General features: G+C 51.2%; 15 protein-coding genes. 11 read left to right on the top strand and 4 right to left on the bottom strand.

Going from position 1 to position 16,380, the window contains the following annotated elements; genetic code table 11:
- Positions 1–241 precede the first annotated feature (241 nt).
- Entirely contained in the window at positions 242–622 is a 381-nt protein-coding gene (locus tag NH568_RS20235; protein WP_138552605.1) for a hypothetical protein, read from the bottom strand.
- Between the two features lie 161 nt (positions 623–783).
- On the opposite strand from NH568_RS20235, the gene NH568_RS20230 reads away from it, so the two are divergent.
- The 4 genes from NH568_RS20230 to NH568_RS20215 all read left to right on the top strand — a co-directional run bounded on the left by NH568_RS20230 (position 784) and on the right by NH568_RS20215 (position 4,415).
- Complete coding sequence (locus NH568_RS20230; protein WP_253050328.1) at positions 784–1,485, top strand: hypothetical protein; 702 nt, start codon at positions 784–786, stop codon at positions 1,483–1,485.
- Between the two features lie 139 nt (positions 1,486–1,624).
- Positions 1,625–3,244, top strand: coding sequence for a S41 family peptidase (locus NH568_RS20225; RefSeq protein ID WP_253050326.1), 1,620 nt, complete (start codon positions 1,625–1,627; stop codon positions 3,242–3,244).
- A 2-nt stretch (positions 3,245–3,246) separates the two neighbouring features.
- The gene (locus NH568_RS20220) at positions 3,247–3,639 is read left to right on the top strand and encodes a hypothetical protein (protein WP_253050322.1); all 393 of its coding nucleotides are present in this window, start codon (positions 3,247–3,249) and stop codon (positions 3,637–3,639) included.
- A gap of 86 nt (positions 3,640–3,725) precedes the next feature.
- On the top strand, positions 3,726–4,415 hold the full coding sequence (locus tag NH568_RS20215) for a 4'-phosphopantetheinyl transferase superfamily protein (RefSeq protein WP_253050320.1): 690 nt from the start codon (positions 3,726–3,728) through the stop codon (positions 4,413–4,415).
- Here NH568_RS20215 and NH568_RS20210 read toward each other — a convergent pair.
- A complete protein-coding gene (locus tag NH568_RS20210; protein ID WP_253050318.1) occupies positions 4,412–6,049 on the bottom strand; it encodes a cyclic peptide export ABC transporter in 1,638 nt (545 codons plus the stop codon). The two genes, NH568_RS20215 and NH568_RS20210, sit on opposite strands and share 4 nt — an antisense overlap.
- Before the next feature lie 122 nt (positions 6,050–6,171).
- On the opposite strand from NH568_RS20210, the gene fhuF reads away from it, so the two are divergent.
- The 6 genes from fhuF to dhbA all read left to right on the top strand — a co-directional run bounded on the left by fhuF (position 6,172) and on the right by dhbA (position 12,791).
- Positions 6,172–6,912, top strand: a complete 741-nt coding sequence (fhuF, locus tag NH568_RS20205) for a siderophore-iron reductase FhuF (RefSeq protein WP_253050316.1) — start codon at positions 6,172–6,174, stop codon at positions 6,910–6,912.
- A 76-nt stretch (positions 6,913–6,988) separates the two neighbouring features.
- Positions 6,989–8,227 (top strand): isochorismate synthase, encoded by a 1,239-nt coding sequence (locus NH568_RS20200; RefSeq protein WP_253050314.1) that lies wholly within the window; start codon positions 6,989–6,991, stop codon positions 8,225–8,227.
- Entirely contained in the window at positions 8,224–9,825 is a 1,602-nt protein-coding gene (locus tag NH568_RS20195) for a (2,3-dihydroxybenzoyl)adenylate synthase (RefSeq protein ID WP_253050312.1), read from the top strand. Before NH568_RS20200 ends, NH568_RS20195 begins: the two co-directional genes overlap by 4 nt.
- 23 nt (positions 9,826–9,848) lie before the next feature.
- Positions 9,849–10,715: an isochorismatase family protein gene (locus NH568_RS20190; protein ID WP_138545167.1), complete on the top strand. Its 867-nt coding sequence runs from the start codon at positions 9,849–9,851 to the stop codon at positions 10,713–10,715.
- On the top strand, positions 10,715–12,037 hold the full coding sequence (locus NH568_RS20185) for a condensation domain-containing protein (protein ID WP_253050310.1): 1,323 nt from the start codon (positions 10,715–10,717) through the stop codon (positions 12,035–12,037). The genes NH568_RS20190 and NH568_RS20185 overlap by 1 nt, the downstream gene beginning before the upstream one ends.
- A complete protein-coding gene (gene dhbA / locus NH568_RS20180; RefSeq protein WP_253050308.1) occupies positions 12,027–12,791 on the top strand; it encodes a 2,3-dihydro-2,3-dihydroxybenzoate dehydrogenase in 765 nt (254 codons plus the stop codon). Before NH568_RS20185 ends, dhbA begins: the two co-directional genes overlap by 11 nt.
- 50 nt (positions 12,792–12,841) lie before the next feature.
- Here the strand turns inward: dhbA and dapE are convergent, their stop codons facing one another.
- Entirely contained in the window at positions 12,842–14,065 is a 1,224-nt protein-coding gene (gene dapE, locus NH568_RS20175; RefSeq protein WP_253050306.1) for a succinyl-diaminopimelate desuccinylase, read from the bottom strand.
- 275 nt (positions 14,066–14,340) lie between these two features.
- Between dapE and NH568_RS20170 the strand changes: the two genes are divergently transcribed.
- Positions 14,341–15,573 (top strand): lysine N(6)-hydroxylase/L-ornithine N(5)-oxygenase family protein, encoded by a 1,233-nt coding sequence (locus NH568_RS20170; protein ID WP_253050304.1) that lies wholly within the window; start codon positions 14,341–14,343, stop codon positions 15,571–15,573.
- A 46-nt stretch (positions 15,574–15,619) separates the two neighbouring features.
- Here NH568_RS20170 and NH568_RS20165 read toward each other — a convergent pair whose 3' ends face one another.
- The gene (locus NH568_RS20165; protein WP_253050302.1) at positions 15,620–16,264 is read right to left on the bottom strand and encodes a lamin tail domain-containing protein; all 645 of its coding nucleotides are present in this window, start codon (positions 16,262–16,264) and stop codon (positions 15,620–15,622) included.
- Positions 16,265–16,380: the final 116 nt, after the last annotated feature.

The following is a 16,380-nucleotide window of genomic DNA, read 5'->3' as shown; positions in this document are numbered from 1 at the left end:
ATAAAATTTACACAACTTATTTAACAAATAAACACTAAAGCATTGTTATGTATAAACTTAAAATGTTAAAAAAAGAATTAAGGTTAGATCCAGTTAGTAACAAGAGTGATGACTCTATTGGGATTCAGTCACTATTATGGGTTAAGGAATAATGGCGAGGCGGCACGCCAGCATAGTTGGATCCGTGCGGTTTATCGCGCTGATCCAACTCAACGAGCAATGACAGGCTAAATAGAAGGGATTATTTCTCAGCTGGATACAAGGTGATCTCCATCCCGGCACCAATGGCAGAGATCCGTAACAACGTATCGACGTGCAGTGCCTGGGAGTAACATTTAGGCTGTTCACCGCAGCTGAAACCGATATCAAAGGTCCGCTTAGAACACCCCAACCATTGCTTCAGTGCGGCCTTAGAGCATGACTCTATTAATTCACACAGGTGATTAATGGCTTTATCCGGGCTCGTCACCTGAGTGCTGGCTTCTATTCTCGCCAGCTGGCGGTACTCATCCTGATCATAGTGCAGTACCACCGCGTTCTTCTTAAGATCCGCAACCAGGGCAGAAATATCCTGCTTGGATTCTAACTCTAAATCGACATTTAAAAACTGGATTTCTGACATGACGGGACATTTACCTTGTTTCTTTTTGAGTAGTTCGCTGCCAGACCTGAGCCATGTTCACGCAACAGAACACATACGATTGGCAGGTGCGACAATATGTCACTATGGATTTTACGCGAATTCTCATAAGCTATCAGCAATTTTGACGAAAAAACAGCACTATGAATAAATCCAGCTTTAAACCCATCCGACAATTTCACAAGCTGGCCGGCTATCTGCTGGCATTACAGATCTTTGCCTGGCTGCTCGGTGGCCTGGTAATGAGCGCGATCCCTTTGGAAATGGTGCATGGTAAACACCTCGCCAAGCGTAATCTGAATAATCCTTTCACGCTCGCCGACTACCCGGCCGATTTAGACCAGCTGGCGCGCCGCGTTGACCAATTCAATGCGCTGACCTTCAGTCATTTTTTGGATCAGCCCATGATCATTGCCACTGGCGCAGAAACGGGTTATTTCACCGCCACAGGAGCCCCCTTTCCCAGTCCGACCGAAACACAAATCCGTGCTAATGCCCGCGCCCACTATCTGGGCGACGGCGCCATTGAATCCGCACAGCGACTTGCCCGGGGGCCACGGGAAGTTCAGTATCGGCCACACATCTGGCGGGTCATCTTTGCCGACACCTTCAGTACCACCTTGTACCTAGACGCCAACAGTGGTCAGGTGATCACCGTAAGAAGCACGCTTTGGCGTATTTTTGACTTTTTCTGGATGTTGCACATTATGGATTATGACGAGCGGGATGACTTTAACAACCCGCTACTTATAACATTTGCAGTCTGTAGTGTGGCTTTCTGTCTCAGTGGCATGCTGTTGCTGTTGCAATCCCCGCCCTGGCGACGCCGCCGTTCACGAGGTTGAGCTTTTAATTTGACGCCGCTGTCCTACACTTACTAATTGTGCTGCCGTTGACATTAATTAACAATCAATCCGGTCTTTATATTGTATTGTAGAAACAGTGTTGATAGTTTTTAGTGCAATGACTAAACAGGATAGAACCATGAAGCAATTCAGCAGCTTATACCTTGCCATCGGATTGGCCTTAACTGCGAGTGCACTCTCAGGGTGCGGTGGTGGAACAGACGGCGGAACAACACCCGATAACACCAACAGTAACGGTGGTAACAGCGGTGACGGTAGCACAGAACCGAGTTGGCAGGCCGGTGTATTTGCACCTGCCAGTAACTTCATTAATTTCTGCGCTAACCCGCGCTCGGGGGTCGACCAGTTTAACAATAATCAGCCTTTCCCTGACAAAGCGGGCACCGTGATGCACGAAAAAATGTGGTTGCGCTCGTTCAGTCATGAAACCTACCTTTGGTACAACGAGCTACCAGACAACAACCCGCAGGACTTTAACACCGTTGCTGAGTACTTCGCACAACTCAAAACCACACAACGTAATTCTGATGGGTCGTTGAAGGATCAATTCCACTACTCGGAAACCTACGAAAGCTATCAAAAAGAAAGTCAGTCGGGTGTGACTACCAGCTATGGGATCCGCTGGGCTGCAATAGAAACTGCACCACCACGTAATTTTACCATTGCTTACGTTGAACCCAATTCACCGGCAGCGCAGAGCGGGCTCGTACGTGGTGATAGTTTGCTCAGCATTGATGGCCTTGATTTCATCAACAGCGACGAAGTAGCACAACTCAATGAGGCTCTGTTCCCCACTGAAACGAAAGCCCACACGTTTGTCTTTCGCTCTGTTCAGGGCGATGAGAAATCAGCCGAAATGACCGCCATCGATTTTGCACTGTCCCCGGTACAAAATGCGAAGTACATAGATCATGGCGGGAAACGAGTCGGCTATGTGCAGTTTAATCAGTTTATTGCCAGTGCTCAGGGTGATCTGATCGAGGCTTTCAATGACTTTATCACAGATGGGGTTAGCGAGCTGGTGCTGGATATGCGCTATAACGGTGGTGGGTTGATCCACAGTGCCGCGCAGCTGGGCTATATGATTGCGGGCGATAGTTCGCTGGATCGTAATTTTGGTGTAACCACCTATAATGCTAAACGCCAGGACAACAATCGCATTTATACCTTTGAGCCTCGGCAAATAGACTGGACCCGGGAGGTATTCCTGAACGACACCACTTTACCGACGCTGAACCTCTCCAGAGTGTATGTACTCACTACCGACGATACTGCCTCAGCCAGTGAAATGGTCATCAATGGTCTGCGTGGTATCGACGTAGAGGTCGTGCAGATAGGCACCACCACGCGAGGCAAACCCTATGGTTTTTTACCCGCACCTAACTGCGGCATGGTGTATTACACTATTCAATCAAAATCAGCCAATGAAAAAGGCTTTGGAGACTATGCTGATGGCTTTACCCCAACACCAGCAAGCCAGATAAACGGTGAAGCGGGGCTGGATGCCAGAGTGCCAGGCTGTCGCGTTAACGATGATTTCAGCAGCGCTTTGGGCGACGAAAATGAACGCCTGCTTGCTACCGCTTTGCATCACAGTGCGACCGGAAGCTGCTTGTTCAACGACGCCCCGCAAGGCGTCTCAGCCAGACCGGGAGATACCGACTCCAGTCATGCAGTGACTTTGCCATTCAGGCCACTACGTGATGGTGCCATTCACGCGACACTAGAAGGTCAGTGATTATGAAATGTTCGGGATGGTTTGCAACGTTACTCACTTTGCTACTCAGTGGCTGCCAACACTCTAAAGCAACCCCTGTGTATGCGGCGTTAATTGAGCACACCACTCCGGCCATGATCCGTGAAATTCAAGACGCCATTGTCGCCCTTAAGGGCGGCACTGCGCCCCGACTGGCACATAATGTGTTTATGCAAAACTCAACGCTGTTGCTGGAAAAAGGCAACAGTCTGGACCCTTCTGGGCAGCCGATCCTGGGGAGCAAGGAAGGTGGAGTGACCGGCTTCGAGCTGCAAAAACGCGCTGAGCTGTGTGTCTTGTATTATCCCAGAACGAAAGCGTACCAGGTGTTATCCACTGTGCCCTGTGTGATCAATCCACAGCAGCCTGAACGCTGATAGCACCGGCTACATTTTATCGCCGGCGGCTGCTTGCAACCCTTCCCTATATCGGTATTATGACGGCCACTAACTGAGGGAGTCGTATGTCGTTAACATCAACCAAACTGTTTACACCCCAGCTGCCATTTACCAGCCACAGCTGTGCCTTTCATATTGGAACCTATCAGGACAGCGATTTTGCGACTTTTGCTCAGCCATTGCCCGCCAAACTCAGCTGCGCCGTAGCCAAACGCAAGGCCGAATATCTGGCCGGAAGGCACTGTGCCAGCCAGGCATTAAAAGCATTGGGGCTACCGCATACCATCATTACCAGCGCCGAAAGTCGCGCGCCGATTTGGCCTGCTGGTATTCAGGGCACCATCACCCATACTCGGGAGCTGGCGATGGCCATGGTCTGTGACGATCCGTCAATACTGGGGTTGGGCATAGATCTGGAAAGAAAGATGTCGCTCAAGCAAGAACTGGAGCTCCAGACACAGATCCTGGCAAAAACAGAACGACCTGCTTTCGAGCGACTGGGCCAGACGCATACTTGCCCACTGACGCTGATCTTCTCTGCCAAAGAAAGTATCTATAAAGCACTCTACCCGGTTGTACAACGCTTTTTTGGATTTGAAGCGGCATGCCTGACGGAACACAGCGATAATCAGCTATTCTTTACGCTCACAGAAACACTGCATGAGACTCTGCCACAGGGCACTCGGATCAGCGTGTATTACCAGTACAATGACAAACTGGTGCTGACCGAATGCTGTTTGCGCGCTGACGTCTAAGCCGGTTCAGTGTGTTTTGCTGGCGTCTGGGGCGCCACCTGAACAGCTTCACTCAGACACCCGTTGTCCATTTTAAGTAACCGATCGGCCAGATCAAAATACTTGTCATCATGGGTGATCACCAGCACGGTTTTGCCCTGAGCGCTGAGCTCCGGCAGCAACTCGCGATAGAATACTTCCTTAAAGACCGGATCCTGATCCGCAGCCCACTCGTCAAAGATATAGAAAGGTCTGTCTTCCATATATGCCACCACCAGCGCCAGACGTTTACGTTGACCTTGCGATAGCTTTTGGGTGGTAAAGGCACCATCCTTAATCGCCACTTTGTGGTGCAGATTAAGTTTTCGGATCAAGGCATTGCCTTTATCTTCTAAATCCTGCCCCTGGCAACCCAGAACCCGATCAAAGAGATAAAAGTCACTAAATACAGTGCTGAACAGCTGACGATAATCATCAAATTGCTGAGTCTCAAGTACCTGATTGTCGACCTGGATTTTGCCTTCCTGAGCTTCATACAAGCCACACAGCAGCTTGGCAAAAGTCGTCTTACCGCTGCCATTGCCACCTACCAGATAAACCAGTTCCCCCTTGCGCAGAGTCAGATTAATAGGCGTGAGCGCAAAAACTTCGTCACTTTGTTCGTGATAATAACCGTGGCTAATGTCCTTAAGAGTCAGTTGCTCGAACGTGGTCATGGCATGGTCGCTGTGCGGCATCAGGGCCATTTCTTCTGTCAGTGTGGCAATAGTATTGGCCGATGCTTTTGCTGCCGCAGCTTTAGGAATAGCCCCTAGCATCACTTCCAGTGGTGTGAGCATATACAAGAAAAGCAGTGCAAAACCCGACATTACTTTGCCGGTGTCTTCGGCTTGTCCTGACAAATAAAACAGTGCACCACCGATGAAAGCAAACACACTGAATCCCCCCCAGGATGCAGCATAATGATAAATACTCGCGCCCTGTACCCGACGTTTTTGCAACAGAGTAATGGTGTCTCCAATCACCTGATTTAAAAAGGTGATACGCTTTTCGCGATGCAGTTTAAGCTCTTTGGCACCGGCATAGATCGCATCAAATTGTTCATACAGCGTATCCTGAATGCTGGCGGCTTCAGAGACTTTTCTGAATGCGGTGGCATTCGCCAGACTGTAACCTACAGAGCCTAAGATCAGGGTTAACATAGCAAAAACAAATACCTGCCAATCCAGCCAGGCCATATAGACAAAACTTCCCAGTACAATCATGCCGTTACTCAGGATATTGGGCAGCCCCTGAAAGAACTCCGCAACCCGAAGACTATGCTCGGTCAGACACGACTTTATTTTACCGGCGCCTTGTGCTTCAACATGACTGAAGCGGGCACCTATAACGTGCTCCGCCACCTGCTGACGTACCGTCGCCTGACTGAGTTCACTGAGCTGCTCTGCCAGTATACGAGATACCAGCTGTAACACGACGCCCAGACAGGCCAGGATAGCAAACAGGGTGAACTGCTCAGCCCGGGACTCTTGGGTGCCATTGATGATTTCGTTGATAAGCGCGACCAAAGACACGCTTATTACACCAAACAGAATACTACTGAAGGCGGTCGCGATGAATCGCCACCAGGTATTTTGGATCAATTTTGCAAGCACTGTGACTCTCTCATTTGCTAACGCGAATTTACTTATATGGCTTGACGATCTGGAAGTAAAAAAATTCACCCACCAAACGTCTTAACTAAGTCTTTTAAAAAGTAAGTGAAATCGAGGTTCTTTTGCTACCGACACTGCAGCCATTTTTTCAGGGGCCCTTTAGCGAATATGGCGATGCGATGGCACTGTCTCAGTCTCAGTCCGAACCGACGCTGGCACAATGTTTAGACGAACGCGGACTGCTGGCAACGGCAATCACTGGCTGGGCACACTCACAGGGAGTAGCGGCTGGACGGGCACAGGCGTCTATCTGGCATATGTTGTATACCATCAGAGTGATGCCATCTGTGTTACTGAGTCATAGCGTGTTGATGCGCCCTTTACCGCTGAGTACCCACTCAGTACGACTGTGTCTGACAAGCCAGCGACTCATGCTGGCGCATTGCGGAGAAATCAGTCCACTCTCAGGCGATACTGACAGCAGATACCATGCATTGATATTCGGGCACTTTGCGCCTCTACACCACTATCTGAACGAACAGTTTGGTATTGCGGAGCGCGTGCTGTGGAGCAGCCTGGTGTATCGCCTGAACCACCTCAGTAAAACGATTGCTGAGCACCTGCCCAACCCGTCCCAGTTAAACCAGGATGTGCACTGGCTTTTGCATACTCAGCAATGGCGTGGCAAGCGCAACCCCTTGTTTAAAGCACACCAAAAAGGCTTTGATGTGGGTGCCATGCGTGTGCGGGGCGATTGCTGCCTGATGCACGAACACCCGGTTAAGGGTTACTGTGATGATTGCCCAAAACGACCTGAGCACATGAACATGCGCGCATCAGTTGCTAAATCTTTGTCGCAATAATACGTCTTGAACACATTCAATCAGTGGCAAATTGTTTCTCACTGACACGATTTGATGAACACGAGGAAGAAATCGCATGCATGCTGGTCACCTATCCGATGTCCCCCAACCCCTAGAGTTGGGGGAGTTCCGGCCTGAGCAAGATTGTTTGTTTGTTTCCGGGCAAAACTGCCTGGTTAGCCGCGGCGTGGCTAGGCGTTTTACGCTGGCTATCAATGATACTGATAATTTGGCTAACCAGTTGCAGCAAGCCTTAAACAACGCCGCACAGACCAGCCAGGGTCAGGCCATTGCTTTCGGTGTGGTGCCCTTTTGTAAGCAACAGCAGGCACAGTTTATCATCCCGGAACAGGTCAGCACGCTGGACAAGCACCTGTTTGCTCAGTGCCTGAGTGCACAGCCTACACGTGCTCAAACGCCCAATCGCTTACAGTCAGTGCATTACAAGCAAGACAGAGCCCATTTTGAGCAAACCGTACGCGATGCTAAAACCCTGTTTGCCGACGGTGAACTGGATAAAATCGTACTCAGTAAGCAGGTTGAACTGCAGTTTGAGCGGCCACTGGATCAGGTTGGCGTGCTTTCACAGCTGCTGGCACAAAGTCCCAGCGGCTATCATTTCTCTATCCCCGGCCAGTTACATGATGCCCATGCGCAGCGCGATGCCGGCGTACTCATGGGGGTGAGCCCGGAGCTGTTACTACGCAAATCTGACGGACAGATCTTCAGTAATCCACTGGCCGGGTCAATTCCCCGCGATCCGTGCCCCAGCGTCGAAGCACAGCGCCGGTCAACTCTGTTCGCATCAAAAAAAGACCGCTATGAGCACGCTGTTGTACTGCAAGATATGGCACAGGTCCTCGGCCCACTGTGCTCCAAATTACATATACCGGAGCAACCCGATCTGCTTAGCACAGCCACCATGTGGCATTTATCGACTGTTATTGAAGGAACACTCACAGACCCCGAACAGCCTGCCATTGCGCTGGCCAACCGCCTCCATCCCACGCCTGCACTGTGTGGTAAACCCACAGAACTGGCATATCAGCATATTGATGCGCTGGAGGGTCATGGCCGTGGCCTGTTCTCGGGGATTGTCGGCTGGTGTGACAATCAGGGCAATGGTGAGTGGGTCGTGGTGATCCGCTGCGGTTACCTGCAAGCGAACCTCGCGACCTTATTTGCCGGCGCCGGTATTGTGGCCGCCTCCGACCCCAGCTCCGAGTGGCTGGAAACCGAAGCCAAACTAAACACTATGCTGAATGCGCTGGACGTACGGCATGCCTATCACTTAGCAACGAAACACACACTATGAGTATTGAATATACCCCGTGGCCCGAAGAGCTGGCCGCCCACTATCGCGCCCAGGGCTACTGGCAGGATAAACCACTCACCAGCATTTTGAACGAACAACTGGTGCATAACGGGCAAGGCATTGCCGTCGCCGATGCTAATCGACAACTGAGCTATCAGCAGCTCGATGAATACAGCACCAACCTGGCGGCTCATCTGGCCAGTCAGGGACTGCAACAGGGCGATACCGCGCTTATTCAGCTGCCCAACTGTGTGGAGTTTTATATCAGCTACTTTGCGCTGCTTAAACTCGGCGTGGCGCCGGTGTGTGCCCTATTCAATCATCAACGCACTGAGCTGCAAAGCTATTGTGAAATTTTGCAGCCTAAGCTACTGTTGGTTTCTTCTGCTCAGCCGCTGTTTGCAGATGAATCCTTTTCTCAGGAGTTATTTAACCGCTTTGCCTGTATCAGCCACATTATGGTGGATCACAGTAAAGGCAATAGCGAACTGAAACAGGCGTATTTGCATGCACGCGCCTTCCGTGCGCCTGAGCTCAATCCAGAAGACGTCGCCTTCTTTCAACTTTCTGGTGGCAGCACCGGCACACCCAAACTGATTCCACGCACCCACAACGACTACCTTTACTCTGTGGTTGCCAGTCGGGATATTTGCCAGCTGCACGGGGATACCCGCTATTTGTGTGCACTACCGGCACCGCATAACTTCCCGCTCAGTTCACCGGGCGCACTGGGCGTATTCGCAGCCGGCGGCTCAGTGATCCTGGCCTCAGATCCAAGCCCAAGTAACTGCTTTGCGCTCATTGAACGCTTTGCCATAACCCACACCGCGCTGGTACCGCCGGCACTACAGCTGTGGATACAACACGCCGCACACAGCAATCATGACCTGAGCAGCCTGACGCTGATCCAGGTTGGCGGCGCGAAACTCAGCCGTACTGTAGCCGAACAGGTCAGGCCGGTGCTGGGTGCCCAGTTACAACAAGTATTTGGCATGGCAGAAGGCTTGGTGAACTACACCCGTCACGACGATGATGACGAGCTGGTACTGACCACTCAGGGCCGCCCAATTAGTCCCGACGATGAGATCAAGGTGGTAGATGAGCATGGCCAGCCCGTCGAACCTGGTGAAGCCGGCAGACTCCTGACCCGCGGCCCCTATACGTTTCGCGGCTATTACAAGTCACCTCAGCATAATGCCAGTGCATTTGATGCTGACGGCTTTTATGCCTCCGGCGATCTGGTCAGGCAACTGCCTTCCGGCCACCTGATTGTGGTTGGCCGTGATAAAGATCAGATCAACCGTGGCGGCGAAAAAATTGCGGCAGAGGAAGTAGAAAATCATTTACTTGGTCATCCACATATCGAGCAGGTCGCCATAGTATCTATGCCCGATGCCACTTTGGGCGAGAAAAGCTGTGCCTTCGTGGTGGCAGCCGAAAAACTCACCCCTTTACAGCTGCGAAAGTACCTGCGCCAGCTGGGGATCGCCGATTTCAAAGTACCCGACAAATTCCAGTTTGTAACCGACTTACCCCTGACTGCGGTCGGCAAAGTCGATAAAAAAGCCCTGCGCGCTACTTTCGACGGCCAGGCCTGATTAACAGAAGAAGCAAAAAGACAATGAGTATTCCTAAGTTATCCCATTACCCGTTACCCCGCGCTGCGGAGTTACCTGAAAACCGCGTTGACTGGCAGCTGGATGCCAGTCGTGCCGCCTTACTGATCCACGATGTACAGCATTACTTTGTGGGTTACTACGGTGACAATAACCCCCTGATTGAAACCATGATCAATCATATTCAGCGCCTTAAACAGTTCTGTTACGAGCAGGGTATTCCGGTGTTTTACACTGCGCAACCAATCAAACAGGGCCAGCATGAACGCGGGTTGCTGAGCGATATGTGGGGCCCGGGCCTGCAAGACCCGGCGCAACAACCGATTGTCGATGCGCTGGCGCCCGGCGAGCAAGATGTCGTGCTAACCAAGTGGCGTTACAGTGCCTTTCAGAAGTGCGACTTTGAAGCGCAACTACAAGAGCGCGGTCGTGACCAGCTAATGATTGTCGGTATCTATGGCCACATCGGGGTGATGACCACCGCGGTAGATGCCTTTATGCGTGACATTCAGCCGTTTGTGATTGCCGATGCGATTGCCGATTTCAGCCGCGATGAGCATCTGATGGCGCTGAACTTTGTGGCGGGACGCTGCGGTAAAGTGGCTACTGTGGCCGACATTCTCGGTGAAGAAACTCAGGACATCACCACACTTGAGGGCCTTAAAGCGCATATCCTGCCGCTGATCGACTGTGAAGCCGATGAATTTGACGAGCATGAAAGCCTCATCGACTATGGCCTGGATTCCGTGCAGGTGATGAATCTCATCGCGTTGTGGCAGCAACAAGGTATTGAAACAAACTTCATAGAGCTGGCGCAGATCCCGACCCTCGCGGCCTGGATTGACTTGCTGGAAGAGCGTAAGGAAGACTAATGTCACAGGCATTGCCGTTAACGGACTCACAACAAGCTATGTGGTTGCTGCATACCATCAGCGGCCGTGGCGCGCTGTTCAATGTGGCCGAGTGTATTGAGTTTAAAGGTAAAATTTCAGCGACTATGTTGCAGCAGGCTTTTGCGCACGTCTGGCAAAGCAGTAACTGCCTGAGTTGCCGTTTTGTTCATGACAATGCTTTTACCCCGCAATTAAAGCCGAATGCCGAGGTGCCAACCCTGGATATCATCCAGCTTGACGCTCAGCCAGAGGATATTCCCGCCTTTGCCGAACAGTTTGTGACACCGGCAATGGCCAGGGCCTTTGTTTTAGAACAAGATGCCCTGCTGAAACTGACACTGGTGCGCGCTCCCGAGCAGGACTTACTGTTTCTGGTTGGCCACCACTTATTGCTCGATGGCTATGGGTTTGGTTTATTCACCCAGGCACTTAATCGTTGTTATAACGCGCTGCAAAAAGGCAAGCCACTGCCCAAGTTGCCATTTGGCCAGCAACAAGACTTGCTCACTTTACACAATAGTGAAGCCTATCTGGCACGCCAACAAGTCGCCCGGGCCACACTCAACAACTGGTTAGACGGTGTACCTGCCCCACTAAGCTTCAGTCACCAAAAAGAAGATGTAACAGAACCAAACAGACGTCTGAGTCAGGCCTTTACCCACACCGACTGGCATACCGTGATGTCTGCCGCCTCGGTATGTCAGGCGGGTCATGCCGAAGTCCTGCTCGCGGCGGTCAGCGCGGCACTGGTTGCCAGGACTGCGCAATACCATATAACGCTGGGCCTTATCATGATGAACCGCCAGCACCAGCATGAACTCAGCACGCCTTGTGTACAGAGCAATGTTATGCCGCTGCCACTGGAGCTGGCGACAGACATGACACTCAGCCAGTGTTGCCGGGTCATCAATCAGGGCATTAAAGCGCTCAAAGCACTGCAAACTTACCGGGTTGAGGATCTCAAGCGAACTCGTCAGCAGCAAGGTAAAGGTACACATATATTTGGCCCGACCGTTAACCTGCTGCCTTTCACCAGCAGTCCAAAATATGGCGGAATTGCCAGCCACTCTCATATACTCAGTGCCGGTACGACCGACGACATCATGTTGCAGTGGCACCTGTTGCAGGATCAACCTGCCAGGCTGGATGTCGATGCCAATGTGGCGCGTTATTCAGATCAGCAACAGCAGCAGGTGCAGGCTGCCATATTCCGGGCCGCTCACTACTGGTCTCAACATCCCACCCAAACACTGGGCAGCGTGGTCACAGCATTAAACGGAGTCTATGACCATGTCTTATGATGCGCGACTACAGCAAGAGTATCAGGATCAGATTGTCTGGATCAGTGGTGTGGGTCAGGGCATCGGACTGGCAACAGCCCAGCGCTTTGCCGCCCTGGGGGCGAAAGTGATTGGCTTTGATCGCCAGTTTAGTGACACCGACATACTCGAGCGTGCCGTGCACTGTGATCTGGCAGATTTGACGCAGCTGGAAGCCACGTTAAACGAGCTGCTGGCTCAGGGCCTGGCGCCATATAACCTGATCAACATCGCCGGGGTCTTGGAGCTGGGTGAGGTAGAGCAGTTATCATTGGCACAATGGCAGCACTGCCTGAATGTCAATGCGGGGGCCGTGTTTACATTTATTCGCGCCTGCACGCCCCACCTTAAACAACAACAGGCAGGGGCCATTGTGACGGTTGGCTCCAATGCCGCACACACCCCTCGTCAACAGATGGCAGCCTATTGCGCTTCAAAAGCCGCCGTTACTCAGCTTACGTTGAGCGCGGGGCTGGAACTGGCGAACTTTGGTGTACGTTGTAATGTGGTTGCTCCGGGTTCGACACTGACACCAATGCAAACCGGTATGTGGCAGGACGAGCAAGGTGCACAGCGCGTCATAGAAGGCTTTGCCCCCCAGTATAAGTTAGGGATCCCGCTTAAAAAGCTGGCCACGGCACAAGAGATTGCCGATAGCGTGGTATTTCTGGCGTCAAAGCTTTCATCTCACACCACCTTGCAAACTATCACCATTGATGGTGGTGCGACTTTCTAAGTTGTTCCGCACAATCAAAAGAGCCCGGTTATGGGCTCTTCCTTCGCTGTTTAGGTCAATGCCGCCAGTTGCTGCGCCTGACGCTGTGCGATTTGTGTTTCCTCAACACAAAATGCCTGGATCACAAGCTGATAAATATGCGCCAGATCGGCAATGTCCTGTATCTGTGCAGATTCATTGATTTGGTGGATGTTGTCGTTTTTCAGACCAAATTCAATGACCTGAGTATGATTAGAAGCAATAAAACGGCCATCCGATGTACCGCCATCTGTGGTCAGCATGGGGACCTGACCCACCACGCTCTCTATCGCACCACAGATCAGGGCAACAAACTCATCCGCCTGATTGAAATAAGGCGCACAAGGGCGCTGCCACTCAATGTCATAATTAAGGTCTAAATCCAGCAAAATATCATCGATCAGTCGTTTCAGCTCCGCTTCGTTAAAGCGACTACTGTAGCGAATGTTAAAGCACACATCGCAGGCACCCGGGACCACATTATCGACAAACTCACCACTGTTGAGCTGCGTCACCTGAAACGTGGTACCCGGCATTTGCGCGCTGCCTTCGTCCCATTCCAGCGCCAGTAAACGCTGCAACAGGCGTGAGGTATGATGTGTAGCGTTATCACAGTTATGCGGATAGGCCACATGACCCTGACGGCCATAAACCCGAATATGGGCAGATAAGGAGCCGCGACGACCTATCTTAAGCACATCACCCAGCGTCTTACGACTCGATGGCTCTCCCACCAAGCAATAATGCGGCAGGTGATCTACACCTTGTTGTTTCAAATGGCTCATGAGCACGGCGGTGCCGTGTTCCGCCTCCCCTTCTTCGTCGCAGGTAATCAAAAACATCAGACTACCACGGCTGCATTGTTCGAGCAGAGACTCAACCGCTGCAATAAAGCAGGCTATTGCCCCTTTCATATCGGCTACCCCACGACCATATAAGCGGCCGTCCTGGATCTCTGCAGCAAAAGGCGGACATTGCCACAACTCGACCGGGCCGGGCGGCACAACGTCCAGGTGGCCAGCAAACGCCAGGGTTTCGCCGGGCCCAAATACTCTTTTTGCAACCAGGTTTCTGACGCCCTGACGAGTGACTTCATGACAGTCAAATCCGAGTGACTGAAGCTTACGGATCAGAAAACACATGCTGCCAGCATCCTCGGGGGTAATGGATTTATAACGTACCAGCTTCTGGGTCAATGCAATGGCATTTTCACTTAATGACTGGCATTTTTCCAAGGCAAAGTCGGCAACTAACATATTGGTTTCACTCACTCATTTTAGCGCAAAGAACATATGGGGCGACGGCATTTAGCAACGTAGCCACGGTGAACTAGCTAGACGAGTTATTGACAAAAAAATTCACATTTTATGGGAATTTATTGCGCTCGCGCATGGTAATTATTTTTCCCTTACTTTTTGCGCTGATTGCACCTGACGGCCCCTAAAGAAACCCGCACATCTTTCGTCTTTATGACAATTAATATTATTTCACGCCCCCGTGCGTGCGATTTAAGGTAATCAAAGGCAGAAAAATGAAACTATATGACGTGATTGGGATCGGGTTCGGCCCGGCCAACCTGGCACTGGCTATCGCCCTGAAAGAGCAAAACAAACTGAGCGATCGAGTGTGTTTTATCGAGAAACAGCCGGACTTTTTGTGGCATGGTGGGATGCTGCTGGACAACACAGATATGCAGATCTCTTTCCTCAAAGACCTGGTTTCATTACGCAACCCAACCAGTCATTTCAGCTTCATTAATTATTTACATAATCAAAACCGCCTGGACAGTTTCATCAACCTGAAGACCTTCTATCCTTCTCGTCATGAGTTCAATGACTACCTGCGCTGGTCGGCCAGTCATTTTCGTGATCACTGTCACTTTGGCGAGCAGGTCAATGACGTTGAGCCTATTATTGTCGAAGGTAAAGTTGATCACCTCAAAGTCACCAGCCGGGATGCCGAGGGCAATCAAAGCGTACGTCTGACCAAAAACCTGGTTGTGAGCGTTGGCGGTTCGGCGAAAATCCCCGCCCCATTTGACGCACTGCAAGACAGTGATCATGTTTGGCACTCATCGCAGTATTTACACAACAAACATAAAGTCAAAGCGGGTGATCGCGTTGCGATTATCGGTGCCGGACAAAGTGGCGCTGAGATTTTTGCTGATCTGGAAAACATGACTGAGCAACCACAGGTTGACTTAATCATGCGTGCCGGCGCGATGAAGCCTGCTGATTCAAGCCCATTTGTAAACGAGATCTTTGACCCTGCATTCACCGATGTGGTGTTCGACAAGTCGCCAGAGCAAAAAGACCGCTACTTTAACGAATTCAGAAGCACCAACTACTCTGTAGTCGATGAGCCATTGATTGCCAGTATTTATGCCAGCCTGTATGACCAGAAGCTCAAAGGAGGCGATCGCCTGGCCATTCGTCACCGCACCTCCGTCAATAGCGCAGCGATTGATACCGAAGGTAAGATCAATCTGGAGCTGGAAGATGTGCAAAGCCGCGGGATGCAAAAGTACGACCATTTAATTCTGGCGACTGGCTACCAGTACCCCAGCCGCTCGCCGCTCCTTGAGCAATTGGCAGAATGGCTGAAGCCAGATATCAGTCGCTATTATCAAATTGAAACGGCCGACAACTTTATGCCAAAAGTGTTTACCCAGGGCGTCAATGAGCAAACCCATGGGATCAGTGACTCCTTACTGTCGGTGTTGGCGGTACGTTCAGCGGAGATCGTCGAAGCGCTCGACCTGTAATCAAATGTGCCGGGGAGGACATTCAGTCGCTCCCCAGCCCCACCGCTCAGAAAGAATAGCGGGATACTTCACGCCCGGCGTCATCCAGCAGCTGACAACTTTCATTGCTGGTACGCCAAAGCGCTCGCGGGCTGCTGAAGCTGTAGCCGCCGGTCTGCGGATCTATATAGTTGGAATAGACCCGAGCAGGTGCCTGAGGCGCCAGCTGGGCCCCCTCCGGGAAAATAAATTGCGCATCCCCCTTTACGGCGCGAATTTGCCAGCCACTGATGTCCACACGGCAATCTGACATATTAAATAGCTCAACATATTCATCACTAAAATCTCTGCCCCCCAGGCTGTCGCTGTGAATATAACTGATGTCCACCAGGTTGTGGGCTGAACGACCATATGCAAACTGGCAACGTAGTTCACCTTGTCTATCAAACAACAACACCCTGTCACCCCGACGGTTAAAAGCATTGGCCGCGTTAAAGCTAAATTCGTATTCCCTGTCTAAATAGACTCTGAGCATCTCCCCCGGGCGCAAGAGGGTATGTGGGCCAAATGTAAACGCCTGAATTGATGATGCTATCTCTAAACGCCACCCATTGAGGTCACAAATGTGCTCCCCCTTGTTGCATAACTCAATATGCTGCGCGACTTTGTCTCGGTCTACGTTAACGATTTCAATCGCCTGCGTATGATCCATTGTTAATTACCTCTATTTTGTACACCTAAGATCTCTATTTAAACGCAGGCAGGGGGCTTTTTCTATCACACTTGATTACACCAACCTGTGCGCACCCAGTCGATCTGCTGACACAA

The sequence above is a fragment of the Pseudoalteromonas sp. XMcav2-N genome, from assembly GCF_024124545.1.
Lineage (GTDB): Bacteria > Pseudomonadota > Gammaproteobacteria > Enterobacterales > Alteromonadaceae > Pseudoalteromonas.
The sequence above is the reverse complement of the archived record's forward strand: the minus strand, read 5'-3'. Positions and strand labels throughout refer to the sequence as shown.

Bases quoted from the DNA above. Each gene is read 5' to 3' on its own strand.
- NH568_RS20170 (WP_253050304.1), top strand. From the start codon at position 14,341: ATGAAACTATATGACGTGATTGGGATCGGGTTCGGCCCGGCCAACCTG.
- NH568_RS20190 (WP_138545167.1), top strand. From the start codon at position 9,849: ATGAGTATTCCTAAGTTATCCCATTACCCGTTACCCCGCGCTGCGGAG.
- NH568_RS20165 (WP_253050302.1), bottom strand. From the start codon at position 16,264: ATGGATCATACGCAGGCGATTGAAATCGTTAACGTAGACCGAGACAAA.
- NH568_RS20220 (WP_253050322.1), top strand. From the start codon at position 3,247: ATGAAATGTTCGGGATGGTTTGCAACGTTACTCACTTTGCTACTCAGT.
- dapE (WP_253050306.1), bottom strand. From the start codon at position 14,065: ATGTTAGTTGCCGACTTTGCCTTGGAAAAATGCCAGTCATTAAGTGAA.
- NH568_RS20225 (WP_253050326.1), top strand. From the start codon at position 1,625: ATGAAGCAATTCAGCAGCTTATACCTTGCCATCGGATTGGCCTTAACT.
- NH568_RS20230 (WP_253050328.1), top strand. From the start codon at position 784: ATGAATAAATCCAGCTTTAAACCCATCCGACAATTTCACAAGCTGGCC.
- NH568_RS20235 (WP_138552605.1), bottom strand. From the start codon at position 622: ATGTCAGAAATCCAGTTTTTAAATGTCGATTTAGAGTTAGAATCCAAG.
- NH568_RS20195 (WP_253050312.1), top strand. From the start codon at position 8,224: ATGAGTATTGAATATACCCCGTGGCCCGAAGAGCTGGCCGCCCACTAT.
- dhbA (WP_253050308.1), top strand. From the start codon at position 12,027: ATGTCTTATGATGCGCGACTACAGCAAGAGTATCAGGATCAGATTGTC.
- NH568_RS20215 (WP_253050320.1), top strand. From the start codon at position 3,726: ATGTCGTTAACATCAACCAAACTGTTTACACCCCAGCTGCCATTTACC.
- NH568_RS20185 (WP_253050310.1), top strand. From the start codon at position 10,715: ATGTCACAGGCATTGCCGTTAACGGACTCACAACAAGCTATGTGGTTG.
- NH568_RS20200 (WP_253050314.1), top strand. From the start codon at position 6,989: ATGCATGCTGGTCACCTATCCGATGTCCCCCAACCCCTAGAGTTGGGG.